This is a genomic window from Streptomyces sp. CLCI03 (assembly GCF_053615355.1).
Genome location: NZ_CM132132.1, coordinates 5,433,990 through 5,459,607 on the forward strand (window position 1 = coordinate 5,433,990; position 25,618 = coordinate 5,459,607).

General features: G+C 70.6%; 24 protein-coding genes. 11 read left to right on the top strand and 13 right to left on the bottom strand.

The annotated features are described in order from the left end of the window. Window positions 1–97: 97 nt before the first annotated feature. From recO to ACWG52_RS25035, 3 genes are all read left to right on the top strand, one after another. Window positions 98–844 carry a DNA repair protein RecO gene (recO, locus tag ACWG52_RS25025; protein WP_385609214.1) on the top strand — a complete coding sequence of 249 codons (747 nt, stop codon included), beginning with the start codon at window positions 98–100 and terminating at the stop codon, window positions 842–844. Window positions 845–855: 11 nt separating this feature from the next. After that, window positions 856–1,677 (top strand): isoprenyl transferase, encoded by an 822-nt coding sequence (locus ACWG52_RS25030; protein ID WP_301371274.1) that lies wholly within the window; start codon window positions 856–858, stop codon window positions 1,675–1,677. 140 nt (window positions 1,678–1,817) lie between these two features. Beyond that, window positions 1,818–2,135 carry a hypothetical protein gene (locus ACWG52_RS25035; protein WP_390140114.1) on the top strand — a complete coding sequence of 106 codons (318 nt, stop codon included), beginning with the start codon at window positions 1,818–1,820 and terminating at the stop codon, window positions 2,133–2,135. A gap of 68 nt (window positions 2,136–2,203) precedes the next feature. Here ACWG52_RS25035 and ACWG52_RS25040 read toward each other — a convergent pair whose 3' ends face one another. The 4 genes from ACWG52_RS25040 to ACWG52_RS25055 are packed head-to-tail and all read right to left on the bottom strand — an operon-like array spanning window position 2,204 to window position 5,361. Continuing rightward, complete coding sequence (locus ACWG52_RS25040) at window positions 2,204–2,629, bottom strand: Fur family transcriptional regulator (protein WP_308296129.1); 426 nt, start codon at window positions 2,627–2,629, stop codon at window positions 2,204–2,206. Window positions 2,630–2,680: 51 nt separating this feature from the next. Then, the gene (locus ACWG52_RS25045) at window positions 2,681–3,547 is read right to left on the bottom strand and encodes a metal ABC transporter permease (RefSeq protein ID WP_390167182.1); all 867 of its coding nucleotides are present in this window, start codon (window positions 3,545–3,547) and stop codon (window positions 2,681–2,683) included. Further along, entirely contained in the window at window positions 3,547–4,338 is a 792-nt protein-coding gene (locus ACWG52_RS25050) for a metal ABC transporter ATP-binding protein (RefSeq protein WP_161288789.1), read from the bottom strand. The genes ACWG52_RS25045 and ACWG52_RS25050 overlap by 1 nt, the downstream gene beginning before the upstream one ends. 27 nt (window positions 4,339–4,365) lie before the next feature. Further along, window positions 4,366–5,361 carry a metal ABC transporter substrate-binding protein gene (locus tag ACWG52_RS25055; protein WP_390167180.1) on the bottom strand — a complete coding sequence of 332 codons (996 nt, stop codon included), beginning with the start codon at window positions 5,359–5,361 and terminating at the stop codon, window positions 4,366–4,368. A 155-nt stretch (window positions 5,362–5,516) separates the two neighbouring features. On the opposite strand from ACWG52_RS25055, the gene ACWG52_RS25060 reads away from it, so the two are divergent. After that, a complete protein-coding gene (locus ACWG52_RS25060; protein WP_033224702.1) occupies window positions 5,517–6,899 on the top strand; it encodes a glycine--tRNA ligase in 1,383 nt (460 codons plus the stop codon). Between the two features lie 79 nt (window positions 6,900–6,978). Here ACWG52_RS25060 and ACWG52_RS25065 read toward each other — a convergent pair whose 3' ends face one another. The 4 genes from ACWG52_RS25065 to ACWG52_RS25080 form a co-directional block, all read right to left on the bottom strand. Beyond that, window positions 6,979–7,695, bottom strand: coding sequence for a VC0807 family protein (locus ACWG52_RS25065; RefSeq protein ID WP_389811875.1), 717 nt, complete (start codon window positions 7,693–7,695; stop codon window positions 6,979–6,981). A gap of 138 nt (window positions 7,696–7,833) precedes the next feature. Beyond that, window positions 7,834–8,427: a TetR family transcriptional regulator gene (locus ACWG52_RS25070; RefSeq protein WP_389811877.1), complete on the bottom strand. Its 594-nt coding sequence runs from the start codon at window positions 8,425–8,427 to the stop codon at window positions 7,834–7,836. A 21-nt stretch (window positions 8,428–8,448) separates the two neighbouring features. Beyond that, entirely contained in the window at window positions 8,449–9,507 is a 1,059-nt protein-coding gene (locus ACWG52_RS25075) for an aldo/keto reductase (protein ID WP_390140118.1), read from the bottom strand. 54 nt (window positions 9,508–9,561) lie between these two features. Then, entirely contained in the window at window positions 9,562–9,906 is a 345-nt protein-coding gene (locus ACWG52_RS25080) for a DoxX family protein (RefSeq protein WP_389811883.1), read from the bottom strand. A 91-nt stretch (window positions 9,907–9,997) separates the two neighbouring features. Between ACWG52_RS25080 and ACWG52_RS25085 the strand changes: the two genes are divergently transcribed. Then, a complete protein-coding gene (locus ACWG52_RS25085; protein WP_266356702.1) occupies window positions 9,998–10,453 on the top strand; it encodes a MarR family winged helix-turn-helix transcriptional regulator in 456 nt (151 codons plus the stop codon). Between the two features lie 36 nt (window positions 10,454–10,489). Here ACWG52_RS25085 and ACWG52_RS25090 read toward each other — a convergent pair whose 3' ends face one another. Further along, window positions 10,490–11,941, bottom strand: a complete 1,452-nt coding sequence (locus tag ACWG52_RS25090; protein WP_389811886.1) for an MFS transporter — start codon at window positions 11,939–11,941, stop codon at window positions 10,490–10,492. Window positions 11,942–11,974: 33 nt separating this feature from the next. Here ACWG52_RS25090 and dusB point away from each other — a divergent pair, with 33 nt between their 5' ends. The 3 genes from dusB (at window position 11,975) to ACWG52_RS25105 (ending at window position 17,591) form a co-directional block, all read left to right on the top strand. Continuing rightward, window positions 11,975–13,135: a tRNA dihydrouridine synthase DusB gene (gene dusB / locus ACWG52_RS25095; protein ID WP_389811994.1), complete on the top strand. Its 1,161-nt coding sequence runs from the start codon at window positions 11,975–11,977 to the stop codon at window positions 13,133–13,135. Window positions 13,136–13,499: 364 nt separating this feature from the next. Further along, on the top strand, window positions 13,500–16,208 hold the full coding sequence (gene ppdK, locus ACWG52_RS25100) for a pyruvate, phosphate dikinase (protein ID WP_389811889.1): 2,709 nt from the start codon (window positions 13,500–13,502) through the stop codon (window positions 16,206–16,208). A 384-nt stretch (window positions 16,209–16,592) separates the two neighbouring features. Next, window positions 16,593–17,591 carry an ArsR/SmtB family transcription factor gene (locus ACWG52_RS25105; protein WP_078909586.1) on the top strand — a complete coding sequence of 333 codons (999 nt, stop codon included), beginning with the start codon at window positions 16,593–16,595 and terminating at the stop codon, window positions 17,589–17,591. Between the two features lie 172 nt (window positions 17,592–17,763). On the opposite strand, the gene ACWG52_RS25110 is transcribed toward ACWG52_RS25105, so the two are convergent. After that, window positions 17,764–18,924, bottom strand: coding sequence for an alkaline phosphatase PhoX (locus ACWG52_RS25110; protein ID WP_386129042.1), 1,161 nt, complete (start codon window positions 18,922–18,924; stop codon window positions 17,764–17,766). A 256-nt stretch (window positions 18,925–19,180) separates the two neighbouring features. Here ACWG52_RS25110 and ACWG52_RS25115 point away from each other — a divergent pair, with 256 nt between their 5' ends. Then, window positions 19,181–19,588, top strand: a complete 408-nt coding sequence (locus ACWG52_RS25115; protein WP_390140120.1) for a VOC family protein — start codon at window positions 19,181–19,183, stop codon at window positions 19,586–19,588. Between the two features lie 36 nt (window positions 19,589–19,624). Here the strand turns inward: ACWG52_RS25115 and nirD are convergent, their stop codons facing one another. The 3 genes from nirD to ACWG52_RS25130 are packed head-to-tail and all read right to left on the bottom strand — an operon-like array spanning window position 19,625 to window position 23,746. Further along, window positions 19,625–19,957: a nitrite reductase small subunit NirD gene (gene nirD / locus ACWG52_RS25120; protein WP_030715551.1), complete on the bottom strand. Its 333-nt coding sequence runs from the start codon at window positions 19,955–19,957 to the stop codon at window positions 19,625–19,627. Continuing rightward, a complete protein-coding gene (gene nirB / locus ACWG52_RS25125; protein ID WP_389811895.1) occupies window positions 19,954–22,479 on the bottom strand; it encodes a nitrite reductase large subunit NirB in 2,526 nt (841 codons plus the stop codon). Before nirB ends, nirD begins: the two co-directional genes overlap by 4 nt. Window position 22,480: 1 nt before the next feature. Beyond that, window positions 22,481–23,746 carry an NAD(P)/FAD-dependent oxidoreductase gene (locus ACWG52_RS25130; protein WP_389811898.1) on the bottom strand — a complete coding sequence of 422 codons (1,266 nt, stop codon included), beginning with the start codon at window positions 23,744–23,746 and terminating at the stop codon, window positions 22,481–22,483. A gap of 157 nt (window positions 23,747–23,903) precedes the next feature. Here ACWG52_RS25130 and ACWG52_RS25135 point away from each other — a divergent pair, with 157 nt between their 5' ends. Further along, window positions 23,904–25,199 carry a ferredoxin reductase family protein gene (locus ACWG52_RS25135; protein WP_389811900.1) on the top strand — a complete coding sequence of 432 codons (1,296 nt, stop codon included), beginning with the start codon at window positions 23,904–23,906 and terminating at the stop codon, window positions 25,197–25,199. A 107-nt stretch (window positions 25,200–25,306) separates the two neighbouring features. Then, entirely contained in the window at window positions 25,307–25,597 is a 291-nt protein-coding gene (locus ACWG52_RS25140; protein ID WP_390140124.1) for a hypothetical protein, read from the top strand. Window positions 25,598–25,618 lie beyond the last annotated feature (21 nt).

The following is a 25,618-nucleotide window of genomic DNA, read 5'->3' on the forward strand; positions in this document are numbered from 1 at the left end:
CGGGCCCCGAGCCCGGCCGGGGCCGCTGCCGTTCCCCGGCCGGCCACGGCGCCGACACCCGGCCCGTGGTCGCGCCGCCGTACGGGACAATGGGCGCATGAGTCTGTTCCGCGACGACGGCATCGTGCTGCGCACCCAGAAGCTGGGTGAGGCGGACCGCATCATCACGTTGCTGACCCGCGGCCACGGCAGGGTGCGGGCCGTCGCCCGCGGGGTCCGGCGTACGAAGTCCAAGTTCGGCGCCCGGCTGGAACCTTTCTCCCACGCCGACGTGCAGTTCTTCGCCCGCGGCAGCGAACTGATCGGCCGCAGCCTCCCGCTCTGCACCCAGACCGAGATCATCGCCCCGTACGGCAACGGCATCGTCACCGACTACGCCCGCTACACCGCCGGCACCGCCATGCTGGAGACCGCCGAGCGGTTCACCGAGAACGAGGGCGAGCCCGCCGTGCAGCAGTACCTGCTGCTCGTCGGAGCCCTGCGCACCCTCTCGCGCGGCGAACACCAGCCCCACCTGATCCTCGACGCCTTCCTGCTGCGCTCGCTGGCCGTCAACGGCTACGCGCCCAGCTTCGAGGACTGCGCGAAGTGCGGCATCCACGGCCCCAACCGGCACTTCTCCGTCGCCGCGGGCGGAGTGATATGCGGGGACTGCCGCGTGCCCGGCAGCGTCGTACCCTCATCTGAGGCCATCGCCCTGCTCAGCGCCCTGCTGACGGGCGACTGGGGGCATGCCGACGCGTGCGAGGCGCGTCACGTGCGGGAGGGCAGCGGGCTGGTCTCCGCCTATTTGCACTGGCATCTGGAGCGCGGGCTACGCTCCCTGCGATACGTCGAGAAATAGGAGCTGGACACATGGCACGACGCGGGATTCTGGGGCGCTCTCGCCGCGAGTACAAGGTTCCCGAGCCGCACCCGTCCGGCGCGGTTCCGCCGAAGATCCCCGGCGAGCTGGTCCCGAACCACGTCGCGGTCGTCATGGACGGCAACGGCCGCTGGGCCAAGGAGCGCGGCCTGCCGCGTACCGAGGGCCACAAGGTCGGCGAGGGCGTCGTGCTCGACGTGCTCAAGGGCTGCCTGGAGATGGGCGTCAAGAACCTCTCCCTCTACGCCTTCTCGACCGAGAACTGGAAGCGCTCGCCCGACGAGGTCCGCTTCCTCATGAACTTCAACCGCGATGTCATCCGGCGCCGCCGCGACGAGATGAACGAGCTGGGCATCCGCATCCGCTGGGTCGGCCGCATGCCGAAGATGTGGAAGTCGGTCGTCCAGGAGCTCCAGGTCGCGCAGGAGCAGACCGTCGACAACGACGCCATGACCTTGTACTTCTGCGTCAACTACGGCGGCCGCGCGGAGATCGCGGACGCGGCGCAGGCCATCGCCCGCGATGTCGCGGCGGGCCGGCTGGACCCGTCGAAGGTGAACGAGAAGACCTTCGCGAAGTACATGTACTACCCGGACATGCCGGACGTGGACCTCTTCCTGCGCCCGAGCGGCGAGCAGCGCACCTCCAACTACCTGCTCTGGCAGAGCGCGTACGCCGAGATGGTCTTCCAGGACGTGCTGTGGCCGGACTTCGACCGCCGCAACCTCTGGGCGGCCTGCCTGGAGTACGCCCAGCGCGACCGCCGCTTCGGCGGGGCCGTCCCGAACCAGGCCGAGGGTTCTGCGGGCTGACCCGGGTACTACGCTCGGCGCCCATGGACACGACAAGTGGAGCGCCGCAGGTCACGGGCCTGGACGTGGAGAGTTAGGCGTACTACAGCCCCCGGCGCGATGACGCCCGTAGGGCGCTGAGGTGGTACAGCCGCAAGACGGTGCCGGGTTGCCTGCGGCTCCTCCTGTGGCTGGTGCTGCCGGTGGCGCCCGCCGCGCTGGGGGTCGCCCGGGGCGTCGAACCGGCGCTCTGGGGCGCGCTGGCCATGCTGGGGCTGTTCGTCGCGGTCTACGGGGCGTACATGAGCTTCGACCGGCGGGCGTTCCGGCTGTACGAGCTCGCGGCGCGGCACCGCGAGTACCGCTGCACCTTCTCGGACTCCGGGGTGGTGACCCGGCTGCCCGAGGGCGCCGTGCTGACGGACGCCGAGCTGGACCGGATCCGCGAGCTCCACGAGCGGAACCTGCGGCGGCTCTAGGAGGTGTCCCGGCCGTCTCTTCTGATCTTGCCGCGCGGTGCGGCCGGGCAGGATCCGAAGGACACGCCTTAGACCTTGGCGCAGTCGGCGCAGGTGCCGAAGATCTCCACCGTGTGGGCCACGTTCACGTAGCCGTGCTCGGCCGCGATGGACTCCGCCCACTTCTCCACGGCCGGACCCTCCACCTCGACGGCCTTGCCGCACTTGCGGCACACCAGGTGGTGGTGATGATCGCCGGTGGAGCAGCGGCGGTAGACGGACTCGCCGTCGCTGGTGCGCAGGACGTCGACCTCACCGGCGTCCGCGAGCGACTGGAGGGTGCGATAGACGGTGGTCAGGCCCACGGAGTCGCCACGGTGCTTGAGCATGTCGTGGAGTTCCTGGGCGCTGCGGAACTCGTCCACCTCGTCCAACGCCGCCGCGACCGCGGCCCGCTGTCGGGTGGATCGTCCTCGTACTGGCGCGGTATTCATCTCGCCAGGCGCAGTCGCCACCGGTTCCTCCTCGTATCGGCCTCGGCCCATTGTGCCAGGCGGCCGACATTTCTAGACCTTCACATCGTCCCTCGTGCAGACCTCTTCGGTGACGGCGCGGGCCGCCTTCGCCCGGCGCCTGGCCAGTGGCGCCGACACGGCCGTCATCACGACGAAGACGGCGATGGCGAGCAGCACGATCGCCGCGCCCGAGGGCGCGTCGAGGTAGTACGTGGCGGTCACGCCGCTGAGGGAGACCAGCACACCGATCAGCATGGCCAGCGACAGCGTCGCGGCGAAGCCCCGGGTGACCCGCTGGGCGGCCGCGACGGGGATCACCATCATGGCGCTGACCAGCAGCAGGCCCACGATCCGCATCGCCACCGTGACGGTGAGGGCGGCCGTGACGGCCATCAGGAGGTTCAGCGCGCGCACCGGCATACCGGTGACCCGGGCGAACTCCTCGTCCTGGCTGATGGCGAACAGCTGGCGGCGCAGTCCGACGGTGACGCCGAGGACGAGGACGGCGAGGACCACCGCGGCCCAGACGTCCTCCGGCGCGACGGTGGTGATGCCGCCGAAGAGGTAGCTGGACAGGGTGGCGGTGGAACCACCGGCCATGTTGATGATCATGACGCCGCCGGCCAGGCCGCCGTAGAAGAGCATGGCGAGCGCGATGTCGCCGCTGGTCTTGCCGCGGGAGCGGATGTGCTCCATGCCCACCGCGCCGACGACGGCGACGAGGGAGGCCATCCACACCGGGCTGGTGTTCAGCAGGAAGCCGAGGCCCACACCGGTGGTGGCCACGTGGCCGATGCCGTCGCCCATGACCGCCTGGCGGCGCTGGACCAGGTACGTGCCGATCGCGGGCGCGGTGAGGCCGACGATGGCGGCCGCGATCAGGGCCCGCTGCATGAAGGCGTATTCGAGGAAGTCCATCAGCTCAGCAGTCCCGTCCGCAGGGGCTCGGCGTCGTGCGCCGCGTGGGGGTGTACGTGGTCGTGGCCGGGCAGCGCGTGCTGTCCCACGGCCTCCGGGGGCGGGCCGTCGTGGACCACGCAGCCGTCGCGCAGGACGACGGCCCGGTCGATCAGGGGCTCCAGCGGGCCCAGCTCGTGCAGGACGAGCAGGAGGGTGGTGCCGAGGGCCTTCTGCTCGCGCAGGGCGTTCGCGAGGACCTCCTGGTTGGCGAGGTCCACGCCGGCCATCGGCTCGTCCATGATCAGCAGTTCGGGTTCGACGGCGAGCGCCCGGGCGATGAGCACCCGCTGGTGCTGGCCGCCGGAGAGGGCGTTGACGGAGGAGGAGGCGTGCTGCTCCATGCCGAGGAGGGCCAGCGCGCGCTCGACCGCGGCCTTGTCGGCCTTGCGCAGGATCCCGAAGCGGGAGCGGGCGAGCCGGCCCGCGGAGACGACCTCGCGGACGGTGGCGGGGACCCCGCTGGCCGCCGTGGTGCGCTGCGGGACGTAGCCGATGCGCGACCACGAGCGGAAGCGCTTGAACTCGGTGCCGAAGAGCGACAGCTCGCCGCCGGTCAGCGGGACCTGGCCGACCACGGCGCGCACGGCCGTGGACTTGCCGGAGCCGTTGGCGCCGAGCAGGGCGACGACCTCGCCGCGCCGGACGGTGAGGTCGACGCCGCGCAGCACGGGGCGCGAGCCGAGCGAGGCCGTGGCCCCGCGCAGGGATATGACGGGCTGGTCCGCTGACTGTGCCGGCGTCGACTGCATGGCTCGCGCCTCCGTTGCTGCTGTCATCTACTTGGCTCCGAGCGCCTTCTGGAGGTTCTTCAGGTTGGACCGCATGACCTCGAAGTAGTCAGCGCCCTGGGACTTGTCGGTGATTCCTTCGAGCGGGTCCAGGACGTCGGTCTTCAGACCGGTGTCCGCCGCCAGGGTCCGGGCCGTCTTGTCGCTGGCCAGGGTCTCGAAGAACACGGTGGAGACATTCTCCTGCTTGGCGAGGCCCTGGAGTTCCTTCATCCGGGCCGGGCTCGGCTCGGACTCGGGGTCGACGCCGGAGATGGCCTCCTGGTCGAGGCCGTAGCGCTCGGCGAGGTAGCCGAAGGCGGAGTGGGTGGTGATGAAGGTCCTGGAGGCCGTGTTCTTCAGGCCGTCCTTGAACTCCGTGTCCAGCGCGGTCAGTTTGCCGACCAGCTCGTCGGTGTTCTTCTTGTAGTCCGCCGCGTGGTCGGGGTCGGCCTTCTCCAGGGCCGCGCCGACTCCCTTGGCGATCTCCGCGTACTTGGCGGGGTCGAGCCAGACGTGCGGGTCGCGGCCGGCCTCGCCGTGCTCGTGGCCGTGGTCGTGGCCTTCGCCCTCGCCCTCACCCTCGGTGTGGCCCTCGGCGCCGTGGTCGTGACCGGAGGAACCGTGGACCTCCAGCTCGGTGAGGGTCGAGGCGTCGACGACGTTCTTCACGCCGGACAGGGAGACGGCCTTGTCGACGGCGGGCTGCAGGCCCTTGAGGTAGAGGACCACGTCGGCCTCGCCGAGCTGCCCGGTCTGCCTCGGGGTGATCTCCAGGTCGTGCGGTTCGACGCCGGGCTTGGTCAGGCTGTCGACCTTCACGTGGTCCTTGCCGATCTGCTCGGCGAGGAAGGCCATGGGGTAGAACGACGCCGTCACGCCGACCTTGCCGTCCTTGCCGCCACCGGTGCCGGCGGCGGCTCCGGAGCAGGCGGTCAGGGCCGTCGCGCCGAGGGCGACGGCTCCGGCAAGGGCGGCGGTGGGTATGAGGCGGCGTACGTTCATGACATCCATTTTCATCAAAGATGGAAACGATTGTCAAAAACGCAGGTGGGAGGCCTGGGTGCCCGGGCCTGGAAGGGGAACCGATTTGAAAGGGGGGGTGCGGGCGCCGGTAATCTAAAGGCTTCGCCGTTCGTCCTCGTAATGAAGAGAGCACCGTGGCCGCCGACAAGATCGAAACCATCGTCAGCCTGAGCAAGCGCCGTGGCTTCGTTTTCCCGTGCAGTGAGATCTACGGCGGCTCCAAGGCCGCCTGGGACTACGGCCCGCTCGGTGTCGAGCTCAAGGAGAACATCAAGCGCCAGTGGTGGAAGGCGATGGTCACCGGGCGTGAGGACATCGTCGGTATCGACTCCTCCGTGATCCTGGCCCCCGAGGTGTGGGTGGCCTCCGGCCACGTCGCCACCTTCTCGGACCCGCTGACCGAGTGCACCTCCTGCCACAAGCGGCACCGCGCGGACCACCTTGAAGAGGCGTACGAGGCCAAGCACGGCCGTATGCCCGCCAATGGTCTTGCCGACATCAACTGCCCCAACTGTGGTGTGAAGGGCCAGTTCACCGAGCCCAAGCAGTTCTCCGGCATGCTGGAGACCCACCTCGGCCCGACCCAGGACACCGGCTCGAAGGCGTACCTGCGCCCCGAGACCGCCCAGGGCATCTTCACCAACTTCGCCGTGGTGCAGACCACTTCGCGCAAGAAGCCGCCCTTCGGCATCGCGCAGATGGGCAAGTCCTTCCGCAACGAGATCACTCCGGGCAACTTCATCTTCCGCACCCGCGAGTTCGAGCAGATGGAGATGGAGTTCTTCGTCAAGCCGGGCGAGGACGAGCAGTGGCAGGAGTACTGGATGCAGGAGCGGTGGAACTGGTACCGCGACCTCGGCATCCGCGAGGAGAACATCCGCTGGTACGACCACCCGAAGGAGAAGCTGTCCCACTACTCGAAGCGCACCGCCGACATCGAGTACCGCTTCAACTTCGGTGGCAACGAGTTCTCGGAGCTCGAAGGCGTCGCCAACCGCACCGACTACGACCTCAAGGCCCACTCCGCGGCCTCGGGCGCGAACCTCACCTACCACGACCAGGAGTCGGGTGAGCGTTACACCCCGTACGTCATCGAGCCGGCCGCCGGTGTCAACCGCGCCATGCTCGCCTTCATGCTCGACGCGTACAACGAGGACGAGGCCCCCAATGCCAAGGGCGTCATGGAGAAGCGCACCGTGATGCGCCTCGACCCGCGCCTGGCCCCGATCAAGGTCGCCGTCCTGCCGCTGTCCCGCAACGCGCAGCTGTCGCCGAAGGCCAAGGGCCTCGCCGCCGACCTGCGCAAGAACTGGAACATCGAGTTCGACGACGCGGGCGCCATCGGCCGCCGCTACCGTCGCCAGGACGAGATCGGTACGCCGTTCTGCGTCACCGTCGACTTCGACACCCTGGACGACAACGCGGTGACCGTGCGCGAGCGCGACACCATGAAGCAGGAGCGCGTCTCCCTGGACCAGATCCAGGCCTACCTGGGCAGCCGTCTGCTCGGCTGCTAGGTCCTGCCGTACGAAGACCGGTGGCCCGGTGCGCTGCGAGCGCACCGGGCCACCGGTCTTTTCGCGGGACGGGCCGGGGTCAGCCGGCCGCCGCGGCCTCGGCGGCCGCCGCTTCGGCCGCGCGGCGCTCACCCTCGGCCTGGGACCGCTTCCCGTACATGGCGGTCCATACGCCGAGGGCGCCCAGCACCGCGTAGATCATGATCGGGCTGACCACCACCATGGTCTTGGTGGGCAGCGTGGAGGCGAGGGCGACGCGGACGATCGCCTCGGCGACGTACGCGACGCCCCACACCAGCGTCATCCGGTTCATGGTGGTGCGGAAGCCCTCGTACTGCCACAGGCCGTTCCACCAGGCGGTGCTCTCCGGGGTGCCGTCGGTGGCGAACTTGCGGCCGAAGTAGAACATCAGCGGCCGCGGCGCGAGCAGCGTCCCCAGACAGAGCAGCCCGAACAGCCCGGTGACCCCCGAGTCCTTGATGAGCAGGGCGCGGGCCGAGTGCGCGCCGACGAGCGAGACGACAGCGGTGATCACCAGGAACACCAGGGTGACGACGGCGAATTCGTCGATCTTGCGCCGCCAGGCCAGGCTGATGACGCTGTCGAGCACCGGCCAGGCACTGCTGACCAGCAGCGCGGAGAACTCGCTCCAGCCGTGGTCCTCGGTCAGCACGTTGTAGGTGATGATCGGCGCGACCACGTTGAGCCCGATGGTCAGGATCCAGCCGAGGGCGGTGGCGGCACCCGAGCGCTTCGGAGGTGCCGGTCGTGCGTGTTGAGTTGCTGGAGTGGACAAGGTTCCCCCTGAGACGTGCCCGATGACGTGCGGTAGGGGGACCGTAAGGACCTTGACGGGACGCGAACAACCCGAACGCACCCAAAATGATCATCAAGTTGTCCGGACCGGCCGATTCCGAATGGTGGCCGCCCCGCGTCAGGCGCGCAGACCCCGGATCACGAGAGCGGTGACCGCCTCGAACTCGGTGATGATCGTCGGCGAGAGCCAGTCGGCCGCGTACTGCGGATCGTGGAAGCGGCCGGTGGCGTCGAAGACCGCACGAGCGGCCGCCGGCACGTCGTCGGCGGCGAGCGAGCCCGCGGCGACGCCCTCGGCGATGATCCGGCCCAGCTGGTCGATCAGCTCGGTGAGGTGCGCGTCGACCACGCCGCTGTTCTCGGCGAGCAGCACGGTGTAGGTGGCGAAGAGCTCCGGGTCGTCGCCCGCCTTGTGGCGCTTGGCCTCGAAGAGGGCCTCCAGCCACGCCTCCAGCTTGGAGGGGGCGCTCCCGGTGGGAGCCGAGGTGATCTCCTCCAGCATGACCACGCTCCGGGCGAGCCAGCGGTCCGTGACGGCCTCGCGCAGCGCCGCCTTCGACGGGAAGTGCCGGTACACGCTGCCGTGGCTGACACCCAGGGCGCGGGCCACGTCCACCACGGTCGCCTTCGTGGGACCGAAGCGGCGCAGCACCTCCTCGGTGGTCGCGAGGATGCGCTCGGGAGTCAGGGGCTCGGCAGCAGCGGGGGGCATGGGTACGACCGTACCGTCAGCTCAGTGCTCACTGTCGAGGTGGGCCATCTGCGCCGCCGGGTACCTCTCCCCGGCCGCGGCGCCGGCCGGGACGGCCTCTTCCACGGCGGCGAGGTCGGCGGCGTCGAGGGAGACGCCCATGGCACCCAGTGCCTCGGCGAGTCGGTCCCGGCGCCGGGCGCCCACCAGCGGCACGATGTCGACCCCGTGGCGCGGCCCCTGTGCGAGCACCCAGGCGATCGCGGTCTGGGCGACGCTCACGCCCTTGCCCTCGGCCACCTTGCGCAGCGCCTCCACCAGATCGAGGTTCCGATCGAGGTTGTCGCCCTGGAAGCGGGGGCTCATGCCGCGGAAGTCGCCCGGGGCCAGGGCGCGGTCGCGGGTGAAGTGGCCGCTGATCAGGCCGCGGGACAGCACCCCGTACGCCGTGATCCCGATGCCGAGCTCGCGGGCGGTCGGCAGGATCTCGGCCTCGATGCCGCGGGAGATCAGCGAGTACTCGATCTGGAGGTCGGAGATGGGGGCCACGGCGGCGGCGCGGCGCAGGGTGTCGGCGCCGACCTCGGAGAGGCCGATGTGGCGCACGTGCCCCGCCTGGACCGCCTCGGCGATGGCCCCGACGGTCTCCTCGATCGGCACGTCCGGGTCCACACGCGCGATCCGGTAGATGTCGATGTGGTCCCGGCCGAGCCGCTGGAGCGAATACGCCAGGAAGTTCTTGACGGCCTCCGGCCGGCCGTCGTAGCCGGTGAAGCCGCCCTCGACCGTACGCAGCGCACCGAACTTGACGCTGGTCAGCGCCCGCTCGCGGGCCTCGGCGGGCGCCGTACGCAGGGCCTCGTTGATCAGCAGTTCGTTGTGCCCCATGCCGTAGAAGTCGCCGGTGTCCAGCAGCGTGTGCGTGCCGTCGGGGGTGGCGTCCAGGTAGGCGTGGATGGTCGCGACGGATTCGGCGCGGTCCGCCTCCCCGTAGAGGGCGGACATCCCCATGCAGCCCAGCCCCAGCGGGAAGACGGTGGGGCCGGTGCTGCCGAGGGTGCGGCGGTCGGCGGTCACGTAGGTGCTCTCGTTCTTCGTCATGGAACGAGAATGGCATGACGAGTGACAGATTTCAATATCTGTCACTCGTCAGTGTCAGGCGAGGATCCGCAGCGTCAGGGCGGCCGCCGCGACCAGCGTCAGAACCGCTGCCGGTGCCAGCTCGTAGTCCTTGACCCGGAGGTGGGCGACGACCGCGCCGACGAAGTAGAGGGTCACGCCGACCGCCGCGGCCACGCCGAGCGGTGTCACCCACAGGCCGGCGACCAGGCCGATCGCGCCCGCGGCCTTGAGCGTGGCCAGGCGTGGCAGCCACGAGTCCGGGACCTGGACCTTCTGCATGTTCGCGACGATCTGGTCGTTGCGCTGGAGGGTGAAGGTGGCCGAGGCGGTGAGGGCGAGGGCGAGCAGGACGCCGACGACGGCATAGGCGATGAACATGAAGATCTCCAACGATCGATAGCGTGAAACCATTGAATAGCATCAACGATGTCTCCGACGCAATCATTTCCTGATTGCTACGATGTGGACCATGACGGCAGATCAGGACGGACCGCACCCTCCCCAGCGGCTGGGCCTGCTGCTGGCCTGGCACGGATCGGTCACCCAGACGCGGATGAAGCGAGCGCTCGGCGCGGCCGGGCTCACCCCGCGGCACGCGATGACGCTGATGCACCTGGAGGGCGGTCCCATCAGCCAGCGGGGGCTCGCGGAGCGGCTGGAGGTGGACCCGAGCGTGCTCGTCGGGATCCTGAACGACCTGGAGGGCGAGGGCCTGGCCGAGCGTCGCCGGGACCCTGCCGACCGCCGCCGGCACAACGTGGCCATCACCGACGCGGGCGAAGCCGCCCTCCACAAGACGAACACCGCCCTCGACGAGGTCGAGAGCGGCATCTTCGCGGGTCTGTCGGCCACCGAGCGCGAACTCCTGCGCGGCCTCCTCGACCGGGTCAACACCTCGGCCGAGGACTTCGACTGCGGCGAGTAGCCCCCGGCCGGATCCGACAAGATCCGAAAGAGCGACCTAGGCGCGCGGTGAACCCGTCGTCGTCGCGGCGGCGCCGACCGACTCCTCCAGGGTGCGGGCGGTGCGTTCCGCCGTCGCCCGGGCCCACGCTCCGCTCGTCGCCGCGCCCACGACCAGGACCAGCAGCCCGCAGATCGTGATGATCCACCAGGCCGGCTGGGCGGCCCCGGAGAAGTCGGAGCCGTTCGCCAGCCCGGCCGCGAGCACCGAGCCGATCACCGCCACGCCCAAGGTGCCGCCGGTCTGCCGGCTGGTGGAGGCGATGGCGGCCGCGACCCCGGCCTGGGAGCGGGGCATCCCGGACACCGCCGTATTGGTGATCGGCGCGTTCACCATGCCGAAGCCGAGCCCGAACAGCATGTACCCGGCGAACAGCAGCGGATTGGACGTCTCGGCCTCGAACAGGGCGAACAGCAGCCCGCTCGACGCCATCGCCACGCCCGCGATCAGCAGGCAGATCCGCGGCCCGCGGCTGCCCACCAGCCGCCCGGCCAGCGGCGCGAACAGCACGGTCAGACCGGCCATCGGCAGCATGTAGAGCCCGGCGTGCAGGGCGCTGAGCCCCCGTACGTCCTGGAGGTACAGCGTGTTCAGGAAGAGGAAACCGGCCAGCCCGGCGAAGGCGCTGATCGCGATCACGGTCGACCCGCTGAAGGGCGCGCTCCGGAAGAACCGAAGATCGATCAGCGGCTCCTCGCGCCGCGGCTCATGGATCAGCAGCCCCAGGAACGAGGCGACGGCCACCACCGCGCACCCCATGATCAGCGGGGAGCGCCAGCCGGCGGCCGGGGCCTCGATGATCCCGTACGTCAGACTGCCCAGCAGGGCGATGACCAGCACCTGGCCCAGCGGGTCCGGGCGGCGCGGGTGGGCCGCCCGGGACTCGGGGATGTGCCGCAGGGTCAGCGCGAACGCCGCCAGCCCGATCGGCAGGTTGATCAGGAAGATCGAGCGCCAGCCCACGGAGTCCACCAGCACCCCGCCGATCAAGGGGCCGGCCGCCATGGAGATGCCTCCGACCGCCCCCCACACACCGATGGCCCGGGCCCGCTCGGCGGGGTCGGTGAAGGTGTTGGTGATGATCGACATCGCCACCGGGTTGAGCATCGCGCCGCCGACCGCCTGGACCATCCGGAAGACGATGAGCCAGTTGAGGCTGGGGGCCAGCGAGCAGAGCAGCGAGCCGCCGGTGAAGGCCACCAGACCGGCCACGAACACCTTGCGGCGCCCGATCCGGTCCGCCGTCGAGCCCATGAGCATCAGCAGCGAGGCCAGCACGAGGGTGTAGGCGTCGATGCTCCACTGCAGCCCCGCGACCGAGGCGTCCAGGTCGCGGCGCATCGAGGGCAGAGCGACGTTGAGCACGGTGTTGTCGAGGCTGACGATCAGCAGGCTCATGCAGCAGATCGCGAGGACGAGCGTGCGCTGCCGGGGACTCGGCTCGATCATGCGCCGATGCTACGTCCCCCCCACCCCCTCGGCATGCGGGACAATGGGCGGATGACCACGCTCCCTCCGCCTCTCGCGATCGGCCCGCACACCGTGCAGCCCCCGGTGGTGCTCGCGCCCATGGCCGGCATCACCAATGCCCCGTTCCGTACCCTCTGCCGGGAGTTCTCGGGCGGCAAGGGGCTGTTCGTGAGCGAGATGATCACGACCCGCGCCCTGGTCGAGCGCAACGAGAAGACCATGCAGCTGATCCACTTCGACGAGACCGAGAAGCCTCGCTCGATTCAGCTGTACGGGGTGGACCCGACCACGGTCGGCAAGGCGGTCCGCATGATCGTCGAAGAGGACCGCGCCGACCACATCGACCTCAACTTCGGCTGCCCCGTCCCCAAGGTGACCCGCAAGGGCGGCGGCTCCGCCCTCCCGTACAAGCGCAACCTGCTGCGCGCGATCCTGCGCGAGGCCGTCGCCGGAGCCGGTGACCTGCCGGTCACCATGAAGATGCGCAAGGGCATCAACGACGACCACCTCACCTACCTCGACGCGGGCCGGATCGCCGTCGAGGAGGGCGTCACCGCCATCGCCCTGCACGGCCGGACCACCGCCCAGCACTACGGCGGCACCGCCGACTGGGACGCCATCGCGCGGCTCAAGGAGCACGTGCCGGAGATCCCCGTGCTCGGCAACGGCGACATCTGGTGCGCCGAGGACGCGCTGCGCATGGTCCGCGAGACCGGCTGCGACGGCGTGGTCGTGGGACGCGGCTGCCTGGGGCGGCCGTGGCTGTTCAACGACCTGGTGGCGGCCTTCGAGGGACGCCCCGAGGACTTCCACAAGCCCACCCTGCGCGAGGTGGCCACCACCATGCACCGCCACGCCCAGCTGCTGGGGGAGTGGATCGGCGACGAGGCGCGCGGGGTGATCGACTTCCGTAAGCACGTGGCCTGGTACCTCAAGGGCTTCGCGGTGGGTTCCGAGATGCGCAAGAAGCTCGCGGTCACCTCCTCCCTGGCCGAACTGGACGCTCATCTGAGCGAGCTCGATCTGGATCAAGCATGGCCGGAAAGCGCGGACGGGCCTCGCGGCCGGACGTCCGGAAACAACCGAGTTGTCCTGCCGGACGGCTGGCTGAAGGACCCGTACGACTGCGCCGGTGTGAGCGAGGACGCTGAACTGGACACCTCCGGAGGCTGACAAATCGCCCTCCGTGGTGCGTGATATACGCCACGCATGGGAAGGGTTTCGCTCAGATGAGCACAGAAGTCACGGGTAAGACTTTCAAAGGGTGGCACTGGGTGCCACCCTTTGTGCGTTCAACACTTGAACGCAAATGTATCGATGATCGCTCATCCGAGCGTGATCAGGCCTCAGGAGCCCCCTCACCCTTCGGGATGTGAACGCTGTTCCTACTTTCTGATTACCCATGAGTTACTTTCGATCTGCTGGCGCACGGGTGGTTACAGCCGTATGACGACCAAGTGGACGTACCCAGAAGCCTTCGATCTGGGTATGTTCCTGGCCGTCAGGGCAGCCACCGAGCCTCGAGGAGTCGAGACCCGTGTCGGAAAACAAAGATCAGAAGTTCGTCTACGACTTCACCGAGGGCAACCGCGACCTCAAGGACCTTCTCGGCGGCAAGGGTGCCAACCTCGCCGAGATGACCAACCTGGGTCTGCCGGTCCCTCCCGGCTTCACCATCACCACCGAGGCCTGCAAGGTCTACCTCGAGAGCGGCACGGCCCCGGCCGAGCTGCGCGAAGAGGTCAGCGCCCACCTTGCCGCCCTTGAGGCGAAGATGGGCAAGAAGCTCGGACAGTCGGACGACCCGCTGCTGGTCTCCGTGCGCTCCGGTGCGAAGTTCTCGATGCCCGGCATGATGGACACCGTCCTGAACATCGGTCTCTCCGACGACTCCGTGAAGGGCCTCGCCGCCCAGGCCGGTAACGAGCGCTTCGCGTGGGACTCGTACCGCCGCCTCATCCAGATGTTCGGCAAGACCGTGCTGGACGTCGACGGCGAGCTCTTCGAGGAAGCCCTCGACGAGGCCAAGGCCGCCAAGAAGGTCACCGTCGACACCGACCTCGACGCCGCCGACCTGAAGAAGCTGGTCACCCGCTTCAAGAAGATCGTCGCCAAGCAGGCCGGCCGCGACTTCCCGCAGGACGCCCGCGAACAGCTCGACCTCGCCGTCGAGGCCGTCTTCAACTCGTGGAACACCGACCGCGCGAAGCTCTACCGCCGCCAGGAGCGCATCCCGAGCGACCTGGGCACCGCGGTCAACGTCTGCTCCATGGTCTTCGGCAACCTCGGCCCCGACTCCGGCACCGGCGTCGCCTTCACCCGTGACCCCGCCAGCGGCCACGCGGGCGTCTACGGCGACTACCTCCAGAACGCCCAGGGCGAGGACGTCGTCGCGGGCATCCGCAACACGGTGCCGCTCGCGGACCTGGAGACCATCGACAAGGCCTCCTACGACCAGCTCATGACGATCATGACGACGCTGGAGACCCACTACAAGGATCTCTGCGACATCGAGTTCACCATCGAGCGCGGCCAGCTGTGGATGCTCCAGACCCGCGTCGGCAAGCGCACCGCCGGCGCCGCCTTCCGCATCGCCACCCAGCTCGTGGACCAGGGCCTGATCGACGAGGCCGAGGCCCTCCAGCGCGTCAGCGGCCACCAGCTGGCCCAGCTGATGTTCCCCCGCTTCGACGAGGGCGCCAAGACCACCCTGCTCGGCCGCGGCATCGCCGCCTCCCCGGGCGCGGCGGTCGGCAAGGCCGTCTTCGACTCCTACACGGCCGTCAAGTGGTCCCGCTCCGGCGAGAAGGTCATCCTGATCCGCCGCGAGACCAACCCCGACGACCTGGACGGCATGATCGCCTCCGAGGGCATCCTGACCTCGCGCGGCGGCAAGACCTCCCACGCGGCCGTCGTCGCCCGCGGCATGGGCAAGACCTGTGTCTGCGGCGCCGAGGAGCTCGACGTCGACACCAAGCGCCGCCGCATGACGGTCGGCGACACGGTCATCGAAGAGGGCGACGTCGTCTCCATCGACGGCTCCACCGGCAAGGTCTACCTCGGTGAGGTACCCGTCGTACCGTCCCCGGTCGTCGAGTACTTCGAGGGCCGCATGCACGCCGGCGCCGACGACGCCGACGAGCTCGTCGCCGCCGTGCACCGGATCATGGCCTACGCGGACCGCGTCCGCCGCCTGCGCGTGCGCGCCAACGCCGACAACGCCGAGGACGCGCTGCGCGCCCGCCGCTTCGGCGCCCAGGGCATCGGCCTGTGCCGCACCGAGCACATGTTCCTCGGCGAGCGTCGTGAACTCGTGGAGCGACTGATCCTCGCGGACACCGACGGCGAGCGCGACGAGGCACTCAGTGCCCTCCTGCCGCTCCAGAAGAAGGACTTCGTCGAGCTCTTCGAGGCGATGGACGGCCTGCCCGTCACCGTCCGCCTCCTGGACCCGCCGCTGCACGAGTTCCTGCCCGACATCACCGAGCTGTCGGTCCGTGTCGCCCTCGCCGAGTCCCGCAAGGACGCCAACGAGAACGACCTGCGCCTGCTCCAGGCCGTGCACAAGCTGCACGAGCAGAACCCGATGCTGGGTCTGCGCGGTGTCCGCCTCGGCCTGGTCATCCCCGGCCTGTTCAAGATGCAGGTCCGGGCGATCGCCGAGGCCGCCGCCGAGCGCAAGAACGCCAAGGGCGACCCGCGCGCCGAGATCATGGTCCCGCTCGTCGGCACCGTCCAGGAGCTTGAGATCGTCCGCGACGAGGCCGACGCCGTCATCGCCGAGGTCGAGGCCGCCACCGGCACCGAGCTCAAGCTGACCATCGGCACGATGATCGAGCTGCCGCGCGCCGCGCTGACCGCCGACCAGATCGCCGAGGCCGCGCAGTTCTTCTCCTTCGGCACGAACGACCTGACCCAGACGGTGTGGGGCTTCTCCCGCGACGACGTCGAGGCCAGCTTCTTCACCGCCTACCTGGAGAAGGGCATCTTCGGGGTCTCGCCCTTCGAGACCATCGACAAGGACGGCGTCGGCTCCCTCGTGCGCCACGCGGCCAAGCTGGGCCGGGCCACCCGTCCCGACCTCAAGCTCGGCGTCTGCGGCGAGCACGGCGGTGACCCCGAGTCCGTCCACTTCTTCCACGAGGTCGGCCTCGACTACGTCTCCTGCTCGCCCTTCCGGATTCCGGTGGCGCGCCTGGAGGCCGGCCGTGCCGCCGCCGAGGCGAAGGGCAGCGACAGCCGCTGACCCACGGCCCGCCGAGGGCCCCATAGACCGCGCCTGTCCCCGGGTTCCCTGACTGCCCGGGGGCGGGCGCGCCTATTTTTGTTGTTCAACAAATCTTTACGCCAGCAGGCGGTGGACGGATCCCCACCCGTCCACCGCCGCTGTCATTCTGCCGGGCACGTCGGCGCTTCCCGGTGCGACCGACCGCCAGGCCCCGCAAAGCCCCCCACGGCCTTCGCGGAGCGTTTCGGTCGCACCGGAGTGTGCCCGGCGGAGTACAGGATTTCGGTTGTCACGCCCCCGCCGAAAGGGGTTTCAACTGTGGCCGAAAGGGCGTGGTGACAACGTGTGACGGCGTGCATACTCATGGAGCGGGGGGATTGCGGTTGCACAGGTGGGGGTTCGGTGCTGCGTATCCATTTCACTGGAGTGGACCTGGCACGCGTACGGATGGCAGGGCGTCCCGATGCGTTGTGGGAAACGATTCTCAGCTTTCATCGCTTAAGAGACCGGCGCGATGCCCGGTTGTTCGGTGAATGGCGTACGGAAACCCGGAGCAGGTTGAATAGTGAAACACGCACGCTCGGTATGCTCATACCGAGTCGTGGTTATTTCCCCGATTTCTTGACCCCTGTGGAGGGGCAGTACGGGTGGGACCTGGGCCTCGACGCGCTGCGCGGGATCCGTCCCGAGCGCATGCGGCGCGAGCTGCAGCTGCTGGGCGCCGGTGCGCCGTTGACCCCGCGGCTACGGGAGTTCATGGACGCCGGTGACAAGCAGCTGCCGCGGCTCATGGGCGAGCTCCGGGCGTACCACCGGGCCGCCGTGGAGCCGTACTGGACGCATATCCAGGCCCAGATCGAGGCCGAGCGCGCCGCGCGCGGCCGGGCCCTGTTGGACGGCGGTGCGGACGAACTGCTGGACTCGCTGCCGCCGATGCTGCGCTGGCGGGCTCCGGTGCTGGAATGCGATTACCCCGTGGACCGTGACGTACGGCTGAGGGGGCGCGGGCTGCTGCTCCAGCCGTCCTTCTTCTGCCGGCGCACCGCGGTGACCCTGCACGATCCGGAGCTGCCGCCGGTGCTGGTCTACCCGGCCGCCGCGCAGCTGGCCTCGGCGCCGGCGGGGGGCGAGGCGGCGCGGCCCGTGGAGGAGCAGCGCCAGCGCACCCTGGGCAAGCTGGTCGGGCACACCCGGTCGGTGGTGCTGCGGGCCATAGGGGACGGGGCGACCACCAGCGAGCTGGCGCGCCGGGCCGGGGTCTCGCTGGCCTCCGCGAGTCAGCACGCGTGTGTGATGCGGGAGGCGGGGCTGGTGACCACGCTGCGGCGGGGGAACGCGGTGCTGCACACCGTGACGCCGCTGGGGGCCGCGCTGCTGAAGGGTGGGGCCGTGGCGTCGTGACGCGGCCGCCGCACCCCTGCGGGGTTGCCCGTGGGGGTGCGGCCGGTCGTGCGGGTGCGGCGCCGTCGCGGGGGCGCTGCCCCCGGGCCCCCGCGCCTCAAACGCCGGCGGGGCTGGAAGGGAGCGCCGGCGGGGCTGGAAGGGAGTTCCGGCGGGTCTGGAAGGGCGGGGCTCAGATGCGGAAGGGGCCCGTCACCTCGTAGGTGATGCCGCCGGTCGAGCTGCCGCTCGTGCCGCGCTGGCTGGAGAAGTAGAGCCGGTTGCCGGCGGGGGAGAAGGCCGGGCCGGTGATCTCGGAGGAGGACTGGCCGGTGATCCGCAGGAAGGGCGCCACCACGTCGTCCGGGGTGATCACGCAGATCTCCATGTTGCCGCCGTCCTCGGCGACGTACAGGTCGCCGTACGAGGAGCCGGTGACGTTGTCGACGCCGGTCAGCGGGGCCGCGCCGCCGGGTACGAGCGAGTCGTCGTAGGCCAGCTCGTACGTGCTGTTCGTGAGGTTCAGCTGCCAGACCCGGTTGTCGCCCTTGGTGGTGAACCAGACGGTGTCGTTGGCGTAGTGGCAGCCCTCGCCGCCGTTGAACTTCTTCGAGCCCGAGACCTGGCTACGGGTCGCGGTCGGCGAGCCGTCCGGGTCCGGGACGTTCTGCCAGGTGAAGGAGCCCGAGGTGGCGGTGCCGGCCTTCAGGACCTGGAGGGTGCCGGAGGAGAGGTTGCCCCAGGTGGTCGGGATGAAGCGGTAGAAGCAGCCGCTGGTCTCGTCCTCGGTCAGGTAGATCACCTGGCGCACCGGGTCGGCGGCGGCCGCCTCGTGCTTGAACCGGCCCATCGCGGGGCGCTGCACGGCCGCGTTCACCCCGTACGGGTCGGTCTCGTAGACGAAGCCGCGGTCGACCTCCTCGCAGGACAGCCAGGTGTTCCAGGGGGTCTTGCCGCCCGCGCAGTTCTGCCGGGTGTTCGAGAGGATCCGGTAGGCGCCGGTGACGGTGCCGGAGGAGTTGAACTTCACCGCGCTCGCGCCGCCGGAGGGGTTGATCTCCGAGTTGGACACGTAGATCCAGCCCGAGCCGTCGGTGTAACAGGCACCGCCGTCGGGGGCGCTGTGCCAGGTGTACGAGGTACCGCTGACGGTCTGGCCCGAGCGGGCGATGACCCGGCTGGTGAAACCGCTGGGGAGCATGATGCCGTTGGCGTCGGCCGCGCCGAGCGCCCCGTAGGGTCCGGCACCCGGCTGGGCGGGGGCGGCGTAGGCGGCTCCGTGCATCAACGTGCCGCCGAAGGCGGCGGCCGACGAACCGATCACCGCACCGCGCAGGAAGGTACGACGTTCCACGGTCACTCCTGTGGGAGGAAGGCCCCGCGGCCGGTCGGACGCGGGGACGCACGGTGGAGGAACCTAGGAGGCGCCAGTTGCCGTGGCCCCAACTCCCCGTGACGCAGGAGCGACCGCCCGACGGACACTTACCCTGACCTGCGGTTTCGTGGTTCGGAAAGAAAAATCGAAAAAAGTTCGCGCGGCAGCGATGAGTTTTCCGGGGACTCGCGGTCCACCTCTCGAAAGCACCGCACACGAGAGAAGAGAGACCTCGATGTCCGCCACCATGATCTTCGTCAACCTGCCGGTCAAGGACCTGGAGGCCAGCAAGGCCTTCTGGGGCAAGCTGGGCTACTCCTTCAACGCCCAGTTCACCGACGAGAACTGCGCCTCGATGGTCATCAGCGACACCATCGTCGCGATGCTCCTGACCGAGGCCCGCTACAAGGACTTCACCCACAAGGAGATCGCGGACGCGACGAAGACGTCCGAGGTGCTGATCTGTCTGAGCGCCGAGAGCCGCACCGCCGTCGACGAGCTGGTGGACGGGGCCCTGGCGGCCGGTGCCACCGAACCCCGCCCCGCCCAGGACCACGGCGTCATGTACGGCCGTGCCTTCGACGACCTCGACGGCCACACCTGGGAGATCATGTGGATGGACCCGTCGATCGTCCAGAGCTGATCACGCACCCCACTCCGAGGTCAGGCGGTCACGAGGTCACGAGGTCACGGCGGTCCGCACCGGGTAGGTCCGGACCGCCGTCTCCTCGTCGTCCAGGCAGCGCCCCGACTCCAGGTCGAAGCGCTGCTTGAGCAGGGGGGAGGCCACGAAGGGCCGGCCCCCGGCCGTCCCCACCAGCCCGCGCGAGAGGACCTGCGCCCCGGTGAAGGGGTCCTGGTTGCCGATGGCGTACGGGCGCCCCGCGCGGTCGACGAACACCGCGGCCTGGCTCCCGTCCGGCAGCAGCGCCGCCACCCCGCGCCCGGGGATCAACGAGGACAGCTCGCACACCGTCAGCCAGCCCTGCGCCACCTGCAGTTCCACGGTCATCGGACGGATCCTCCTATGGTCAGGACGGCCAGGTCGGGCTTGACCTGGTCACGCTCGGGGACGAACTTCACGGTCGGGTCGGGGGCGCCGGGCGCGTTGACGAAGGACACGAACCGGCGCAGCCGCTCCGGATCCTGGAGCGTCTCGGCCCATTCGTCCCGGTAGGCCGCCACGTGGTCGGCCATCAGGGACTCCAGCTCGGCGCACAGCCCGAGCGAGTCGTGCACGACCACGTCCCGCAGGTGGGCCAGGCCCCCCTCCAGCCGCTCCAGCCAGGTGGAGGTCCGCTCCAGCCGGTCGGCGGTGCGGATGTAGAACATCAGGAACCGGTCGATCAGCCGGACCAGTTCCGCGTCCGACAGGTCCTGGGCCAGCAGGTCGGCGTGGCGCGGGGTGGCCCCGCCGTTGCCGCCCACGTACAAGTTCCAGCCACTCGCCGTCGCGATGACGCCGAAGTCCTTGCTCTGTGCCTCCGCGCACTCGCGGGCGCAGCCGGAGACCGCCGACTTGAGCTTGTGCGGGGAGCGCAGCCCCCGGTAGCGCAGCTCCAGGTCGATGGCCATCCGGACGCTGTCCTGGACCCCGTAGCGGCACCAGGTCTGCCCCACGCAGGACTTCACCGTGCGCAGGGCCTTCCCGTACGCGTGCCCGGACTCGAACCCGGCGTCGACGAGCCGCGCCCAGATCCGCGGGAGCTGGTCCACGCTCGCCCCGAAGAGGTCGATCCGCTGCCCGCCGGTGATCTTCGTGTAGAGGCCGAAGTCGCGGGCCACCTCACCGATCACGATCAGCTTGTCCGGGGTGATCTCACCACCGGGGATGCGCGGGACGACCGAGTAGGAGCCGTTGCGCTGCATGTTCGCGAGGAAGTGGTCGTTGGTGTCCTGGAGGGCGGCCTGCTCCCCGTCCAGGACGTAGCCGCTCGCGCCGAGGGTGGGGGCCAGCGACGCGATGATCGAGCCGACGGTGGGCTTGCACACCTCGCAGCCGTCACCGCCGCGGGCCTCCGGCCGGCCGTGCCCGTCGAGGATCTCCTCGTACGACGTCAACCGGCGGGTGCGGACGATCTCGTAGAGCTCGGCCCGGGTGAAGGGGAAGCAGCCGCACAGCCCCTTGTCGGTGGCGGCGGGCAGCAGCTGTCCGATCACCTTGACGCAACTGCCGCAGCCGGTGCCCGCCTTGGTGCACTTCTTGACCTCGGCGAGAGTGGCGCAGGCGGCGATGGCCTTCTTGGTGACGTTGTGGCAGGAGCAGATCACCGCGTGGTCGGGGAGTGCGGACGGGCCGAGCGCGACCGGGGCGCCGACCCCGGCGGGCAGCACCAGCTGCTCGGGGGCGACGGGCGGGACGCTTCCGGTGAGCGGGCGCAGCAGGCCGTAGGAGTCCGCGTCACCGACCAGGACCCCGCCGAGGAGGACGCCGTCGGGGGAGACGACCAGCTTCTTGTAGACCCCGGAGCGGGAGTCGGACCAGACGACGTCGAGGCTGTCCGGTGTGGTGCCGTGGGCGTCGCCGAAGGAGGCCACGTCCACGCCGAGGAGCTTGAGCTTGGTGGAGAGGTCGGCGCCGGTGAACTCCTTCTCGCGGCCCAGCAGGTCGTCGGCGGCCGTCTCGGCCATCTCGTAGCCGGGGGCCACCAGTCCGTAGACGCGGCCGTCGACGGCGAGGGCGCACTCGCCGATGGCGTAGACGTGCGCGTCGGAGGTGCGGCAGCGGGCGTCGACCGCGATCCCGCCGCGTTCGCCGACGTCCAGTCCGCAGTCGCGGGCCAGCTGGTCGCGGGGGCGCACGCCGGCGGAGAAGACGACGAGGTCGGTGTCGACGACCGAGCCGTCGGACAGCCGCATGCCGCTGACGTGGCCGTCCTCGCCGGTCACCACCTCCTGGGTGCCGACGCCGGTGTGGACGGTCAGCCCCATGGACTCGATGGTGCGCAGCAGGGCCGCGCCACCGCCCTCGTCGACCTGTACGGGCATCAGGCGCGGGGCGAACTCGACGACGCGGGTGGCGAGCCCGAGGCCCTGGAGGGCTCCGGCGGCCTCCAGGCCGAGGAGACCGCCGCCGACGACCGCGCCGCTGGTCCTGTCCTTCGCGTACGCCTCGATGGCGAGGAGGTCCTCGATGGTGCGGTAGACGAAGCAGCCGGGGGCGTCCTTGCCCGGGACCGGCGGTACGAAGGGGAAGCTGCCGGTGGCCAGGACCAGGACGTCGTACGGGAACACCCGCCCGGACCGGGCGGTGACCGTACGGGCGGCCCGGTCGATGTGCTCGGCGGGGTCGTCGAGGTGGAGGTCGATGCCGTGCCGCTCCATGAACCCGGCGGGCGTCATGGACAGGTCCTCGGCGGTGCTGCCGGAGAAGTACGAGGTCAGGTGCACGCGGTCGTAGGCGGGCCGGGGCTCCTCGCAGAGCACGGTGATCCGGTGCGTGGCGGTGACCCCGCGCTCGGCGAGTGCTTCGAGGTAGCGCTGGCCGACCATGCCGTGCCCGATGAGCACGATCGTGGGCAGGGGCTCGGTCATGTCAGTGGCCTCCGTCGTCGGTGAGCAGGTGGAACAGGTCGTGCGGTGATTCCTCGCCCTCCCAGGTGCGGGCGAGGGCCCCCACGGTGGAGAGCTCGCCGAGCAGGACGCCACCGACGAGGCGGTCGCCCCGCAGGACGACCTTGCGGTAGGTGCGGCGGGTGGCGTCGGCGAGCCGGACCACGTCGTCGCCGGGGAGGGCGGTGGTCTCGCCGAAGGCGGCGAGATCGAGGGTGCGGTCCCCGTCGGCGGTGAGGGTGAGGCGGGTGAGGGCGCGGGTGCCGGTGTACCGCGTGGGCTCGCCGGTGAGGAACGCGGCCAGGGCGTCGGCCTGCTCCAGGGCGGCGCCCGCGAGGCCGTACACCTGGCCGGCGTGCTCGGCGCAGTCGCCGATGGCGTGGATGTGGGGGTCGTCGGTGCGGAGGTGGTCGTCGACCACGATGCCGGTGCGGACGTCCAGCCCAGCGGCCCGGGCGAGGCCGACGCGGGGGCGGACGCCGCAGGCGAGGACGACGAGATCGGCGTCGAGGCGGTAGCCGTCGGCGAGCTCGACCCCGGTGACCTTGCGCTGCGTTCCCGTTCCGCCCCGCCGCTTCCCGGGCTCCGTCCCCGGCAGCGGCGCGGCGGATGTGAGCACACCACGGACCCGGCATTCCGTGTGGATCTCGACGTCGAGTGCGGTCAGGTGCGCGTGCAGCAGGGCGGAGGCGTCCGCGTCCAGTTGGCGTTCCATCAGGCGTTCGCCCTGCTGGGCGAGGACCACCTGCGCGCCCCGCGCGGCGAGCGCACGGGTCGCCGAGACGCCCAGCAGGCCCCCGCCGATCACCACCACGCGTGCCCCGGGCCGTACGGCCGCCGAGAGCGCCAGGCAGTCGTCCATCGTGCGGAAGGCGTGCACCCCGTCCGGGAGGTCCCGTCCTTCCGGTTCGAACAGTCCGCGCAGCGGCGGGAGCACCGCGTTCGAACCCGTGGCCAGGACCAGCGTGTCGTACCGGGCCACCGTGCCGTCGTCGCAGTGCACGGCCCGCTCGTCGCGGTCCACGCGTACCGCCCGGACCCCCCGCCGCAGCGCCGGGCCGGGTGCCGGCAGGGCCGTCACCTCCGGCGCGTACCGGCCCGCGAGGACCTCGGCGAGCAGGACCCGGTTGTACGGCACGTGGGTCTCCTCGCCGAGGACGGTCACCGCCGCCGCCGGGCCGAGTCGCTGCGCGAGCCGTAGGCCCGCGAGGCCGCCGCCGATCACCACCACACGCTGGTCCGAGGTCATGCCACGAGCGTGCGCGGCCGCTGTTTCCCCACGACATCGCCTCTGTTACCCGGACGGAACGCCGACCTCAGCGCCGGGGTTAAGGGTCGGTGAGGCCTTCCTCAAGGCCGGCTTAAGCACCATCAGGGCCGCCATCTGCGCCCTTAGCGTGATCCGTATGCGGAATGCGGTGGTGCGGGTGAGGGGCGGGATGCTGGGCGGCGCGGGGGTGGTGACCCTGCTCTGGGCGGCGCAGGTGCGGCCCTCGGCCCGGCCCGACGCGCTGTTCGCCACCGCCGCGCACCTGTCCGGCCTGCTCGCCGGGTACGGGGTACTGGTGCTGCTGTTCCTGATGGCCCGGGTACCCGCCGTCGAGCACGGGGTCGGCGCCGACCGGCTCGCCCGCTGGCACGCCTTCGGCGGCCGGTACGTCCTGCTGCTCGTCTTCGGGCACGGGCTCTTCGCCCTGCTCGGCTACGCCGTGCACGAGGGAACCGACGTGCTCTCCGCCACCTCGGAGCTGCTCGGCTACCCCGCGCTCGCCGCCGCCGCGGCCGGGACCGTCCTCCTGGCCGCGGTCGGCGTGACCTCCGCCCGGGCGGTACGCCGCCGGGTGCCGCACGAAACCTGGCGCGGAGTCCACCTGTTCGTCTACCTGGCCGCGGCCCTCGCCTTCGGGCACCAACTCGCCGGGCCCGATCTGGCCGCGGCCGGCTGGTTCTGGGCGCTCGCCCACACCGTGGTCGCCGTCCTGCTGGTCTGGTACCGCGGCGTGGTCCCCGTACGGCAGGCCCTGCGGCACGCACTGCGGGTGGCGGACGTCCGGGTCGAGGGGCCCGGGGTGGTCTCCGTCGTCATGTACGGGCAGCACCTAGTGGAACTGCGCGCGGAGCCGGGCCAGTTCCTGCGCTGGCGGTTCCTCCAGCGGCGGCTGTGGCACACGGCCCTGCCGTTCTCGCTGTCCGCGCCCGTACGGGGGAACGCCCTGCGGATCACCGTGAAGGGGCTCGGCGGCCACTCCCGCAGGATCCGCCGGCTGCGCCCCGGGACGCGGGTGCTGGCCACCGGGCCGTTCGGCGCGCTCACCGCCGCCCGGCGGACCAGGCCCAAGGTGCTGCTGATCGCGGGCGGGGTCGGGATCACCCCGATGCGGGCCCTGTTCGAGACGCTGCCCGGGGGCCCGGGGGACATCACCCTGCTCTACCGGGCCGGAGCCGAGGAGCACCTCGTGCTGCGGGCCGAGCTGGAGTCCATCGCCGCCGAGCGGCAGGCCGGTCTGCACTATCTGCTCGGGCCGTCCGGCGCCGCCTACGACCCGCTGGCTCCGCAAGCACTGGCCGCGCTGGTGCCGGACCTGGCCGAGCACGACGTGTACCTGTGCGGGCCGCCGGGGATGGCCGAGGCGACCCGGGCCGCGCTGCTGCGGGCCGGGGTGCCGGTCGGTCGGATCCATTCCGAGTGCTTCAGCTTCTGAGCCGCGCCCCGCCTTTCCCACGTCCTGCGCGTTCCGTGCGTTCCGCGCGTTCCGTGCGTTCCTGTGCGTCCCGTGCGTTCCGCGTTCCCCCGAGGAGTCACCGCCCCATGCGTCACCCGTTGCACGTCGCTCTCCCCGTCCCCGTCCCCGTCGGCGCCGAGGCTCCCGTGGCGGCGACGGCCCGGCACCGCAAGCCGCGGCGCCCCTCGCCGGTACGGGTCGCACTGGCCGCGCTGGCCTCCGTACCGCCCGCGCGGCGGCTGGCGGCGGGGTTGGGGGCGGCCAGTGTGCTGGCCGCGACCGTGCTGACGGCGGCCGTGGACCCGGCGGCTCCGGTGGCCCCGGACCGGGTGCCGGCCCGGCAAAGCTCAACCTTTGCGCAACTTTCCGGAGATTGATGCCCACTGCACCCAACAGCT

Bases quoted from the DNA above. Each gene is read 5' to 3' on its own strand.
- recO (WP_385609214.1), top strand. From the start codon at position 98: ATGAGTCTGTTCCGCGACGACGGCATCGTGCTGCGCACCCAGAAGCTG.
- ACWG52_RS25030 (WP_301371274.1), top strand. From the start codon at position 856: ATGGCACGACGCGGGATTCTGGGGCGCTCTCGCCGCGAGTACAAGGTT.
- ACWG52_RS25045 (WP_390167182.1), bottom strand. From the start codon at position 3,547: ATGGACTTCCTCGAATACGCCTTCATGCAGCGGGCCCTGATCGCGGCC.
- ACWG52_RS25050 (WP_161288789.1), bottom strand. From the start codon at position 4,338: ATGCAGTCGACGCCGGCACAGTCAGCGGACCAGCCCGTCATATCCCTG.
- ACWG52_RS25055 (WP_390167180.1), bottom strand. From the start codon at position 5,361: ATGAACGTACGCCGCCTCATACCCACCGCCGCCCTTGCCGGAGCCGTC.
- ACWG52_RS25070 (WP_389811877.1), bottom strand. From the start codon at position 8,427: ATGCCCCCCGCTGCTGCCGAGCCCCTGACTCCCGAGCGCATCCTCGCG.
- ACWG52_RS25075 (WP_390140118.1), bottom strand. From the start codon at position 9,507: ATGACGAAGAACGAGAGCACCTACGTGACCGCCGACCGCCGCACCCTC.
- ACWG52_RS25080 (WP_389811883.1), bottom strand. From the start codon at position 9,906: ATGTTCATCGCCTATGCCGTCGTCGGCGTCCTGCTCGCCCTCGCCCTC.
- ACWG52_RS25085 (WP_266356702.1), top strand. From the start codon at position 9,998: ATGACGGCAGATCAGGACGGACCGCACCCTCCCCAGCGGCTGGGCCTG.
- ACWG52_RS25090 (WP_389811886.1), bottom strand. From the start codon at position 11,941: ATGATCGAGCCGAGTCCCCGGCAGCGCACGCTCGTCCTCGCGATCTGC.
- dusB (WP_389811994.1), top strand. From the start codon at position 11,975: ATGCGGGACAATGGGCGGATGACCACGCTCCCTCCGCCTCTCGCGATC.
- ACWG52_RS25115 (WP_390140120.1), top strand. From the start codon at position 19,181: ATGTCCGCCACCATGATCTTCGTCAACCTGCCGGTCAAGGACCTGGAG.
- nirD (WP_030715551.1), bottom strand. From the start codon at position 19,957: ATGACCGTGGAACTGCAGGTGGCGCAGGGCTGGCTGACGGTGTGCGAG.
- nirB (WP_389811895.1), bottom strand. From the start codon at position 22,479: ATGACCGAGCCCCTGCCCACGATCGTGCTCATCGGGCACGGCATGGTC.
- ACWG52_RS25130 (WP_389811898.1), bottom strand. From the start codon at position 23,746: ATGACCTCGGACCAGCGTGTGGTGGTGATCGGCGGCGGCCTCGCGGGC.
- ACWG52_RS25135 (WP_389811900.1), top strand. From the start codon at position 23,904: ATGCGGAATGCGGTGGTGCGGGTGAGGGGCGGGATGCTGGGCGGCGCG.
- ACWG52_RS25140 (WP_390140124.1), top strand. From the start codon at position 25,307: ATGCGTCACCCGTTGCACGTCGCTCTCCCCGTCCCCGTCCCCGTCGGC.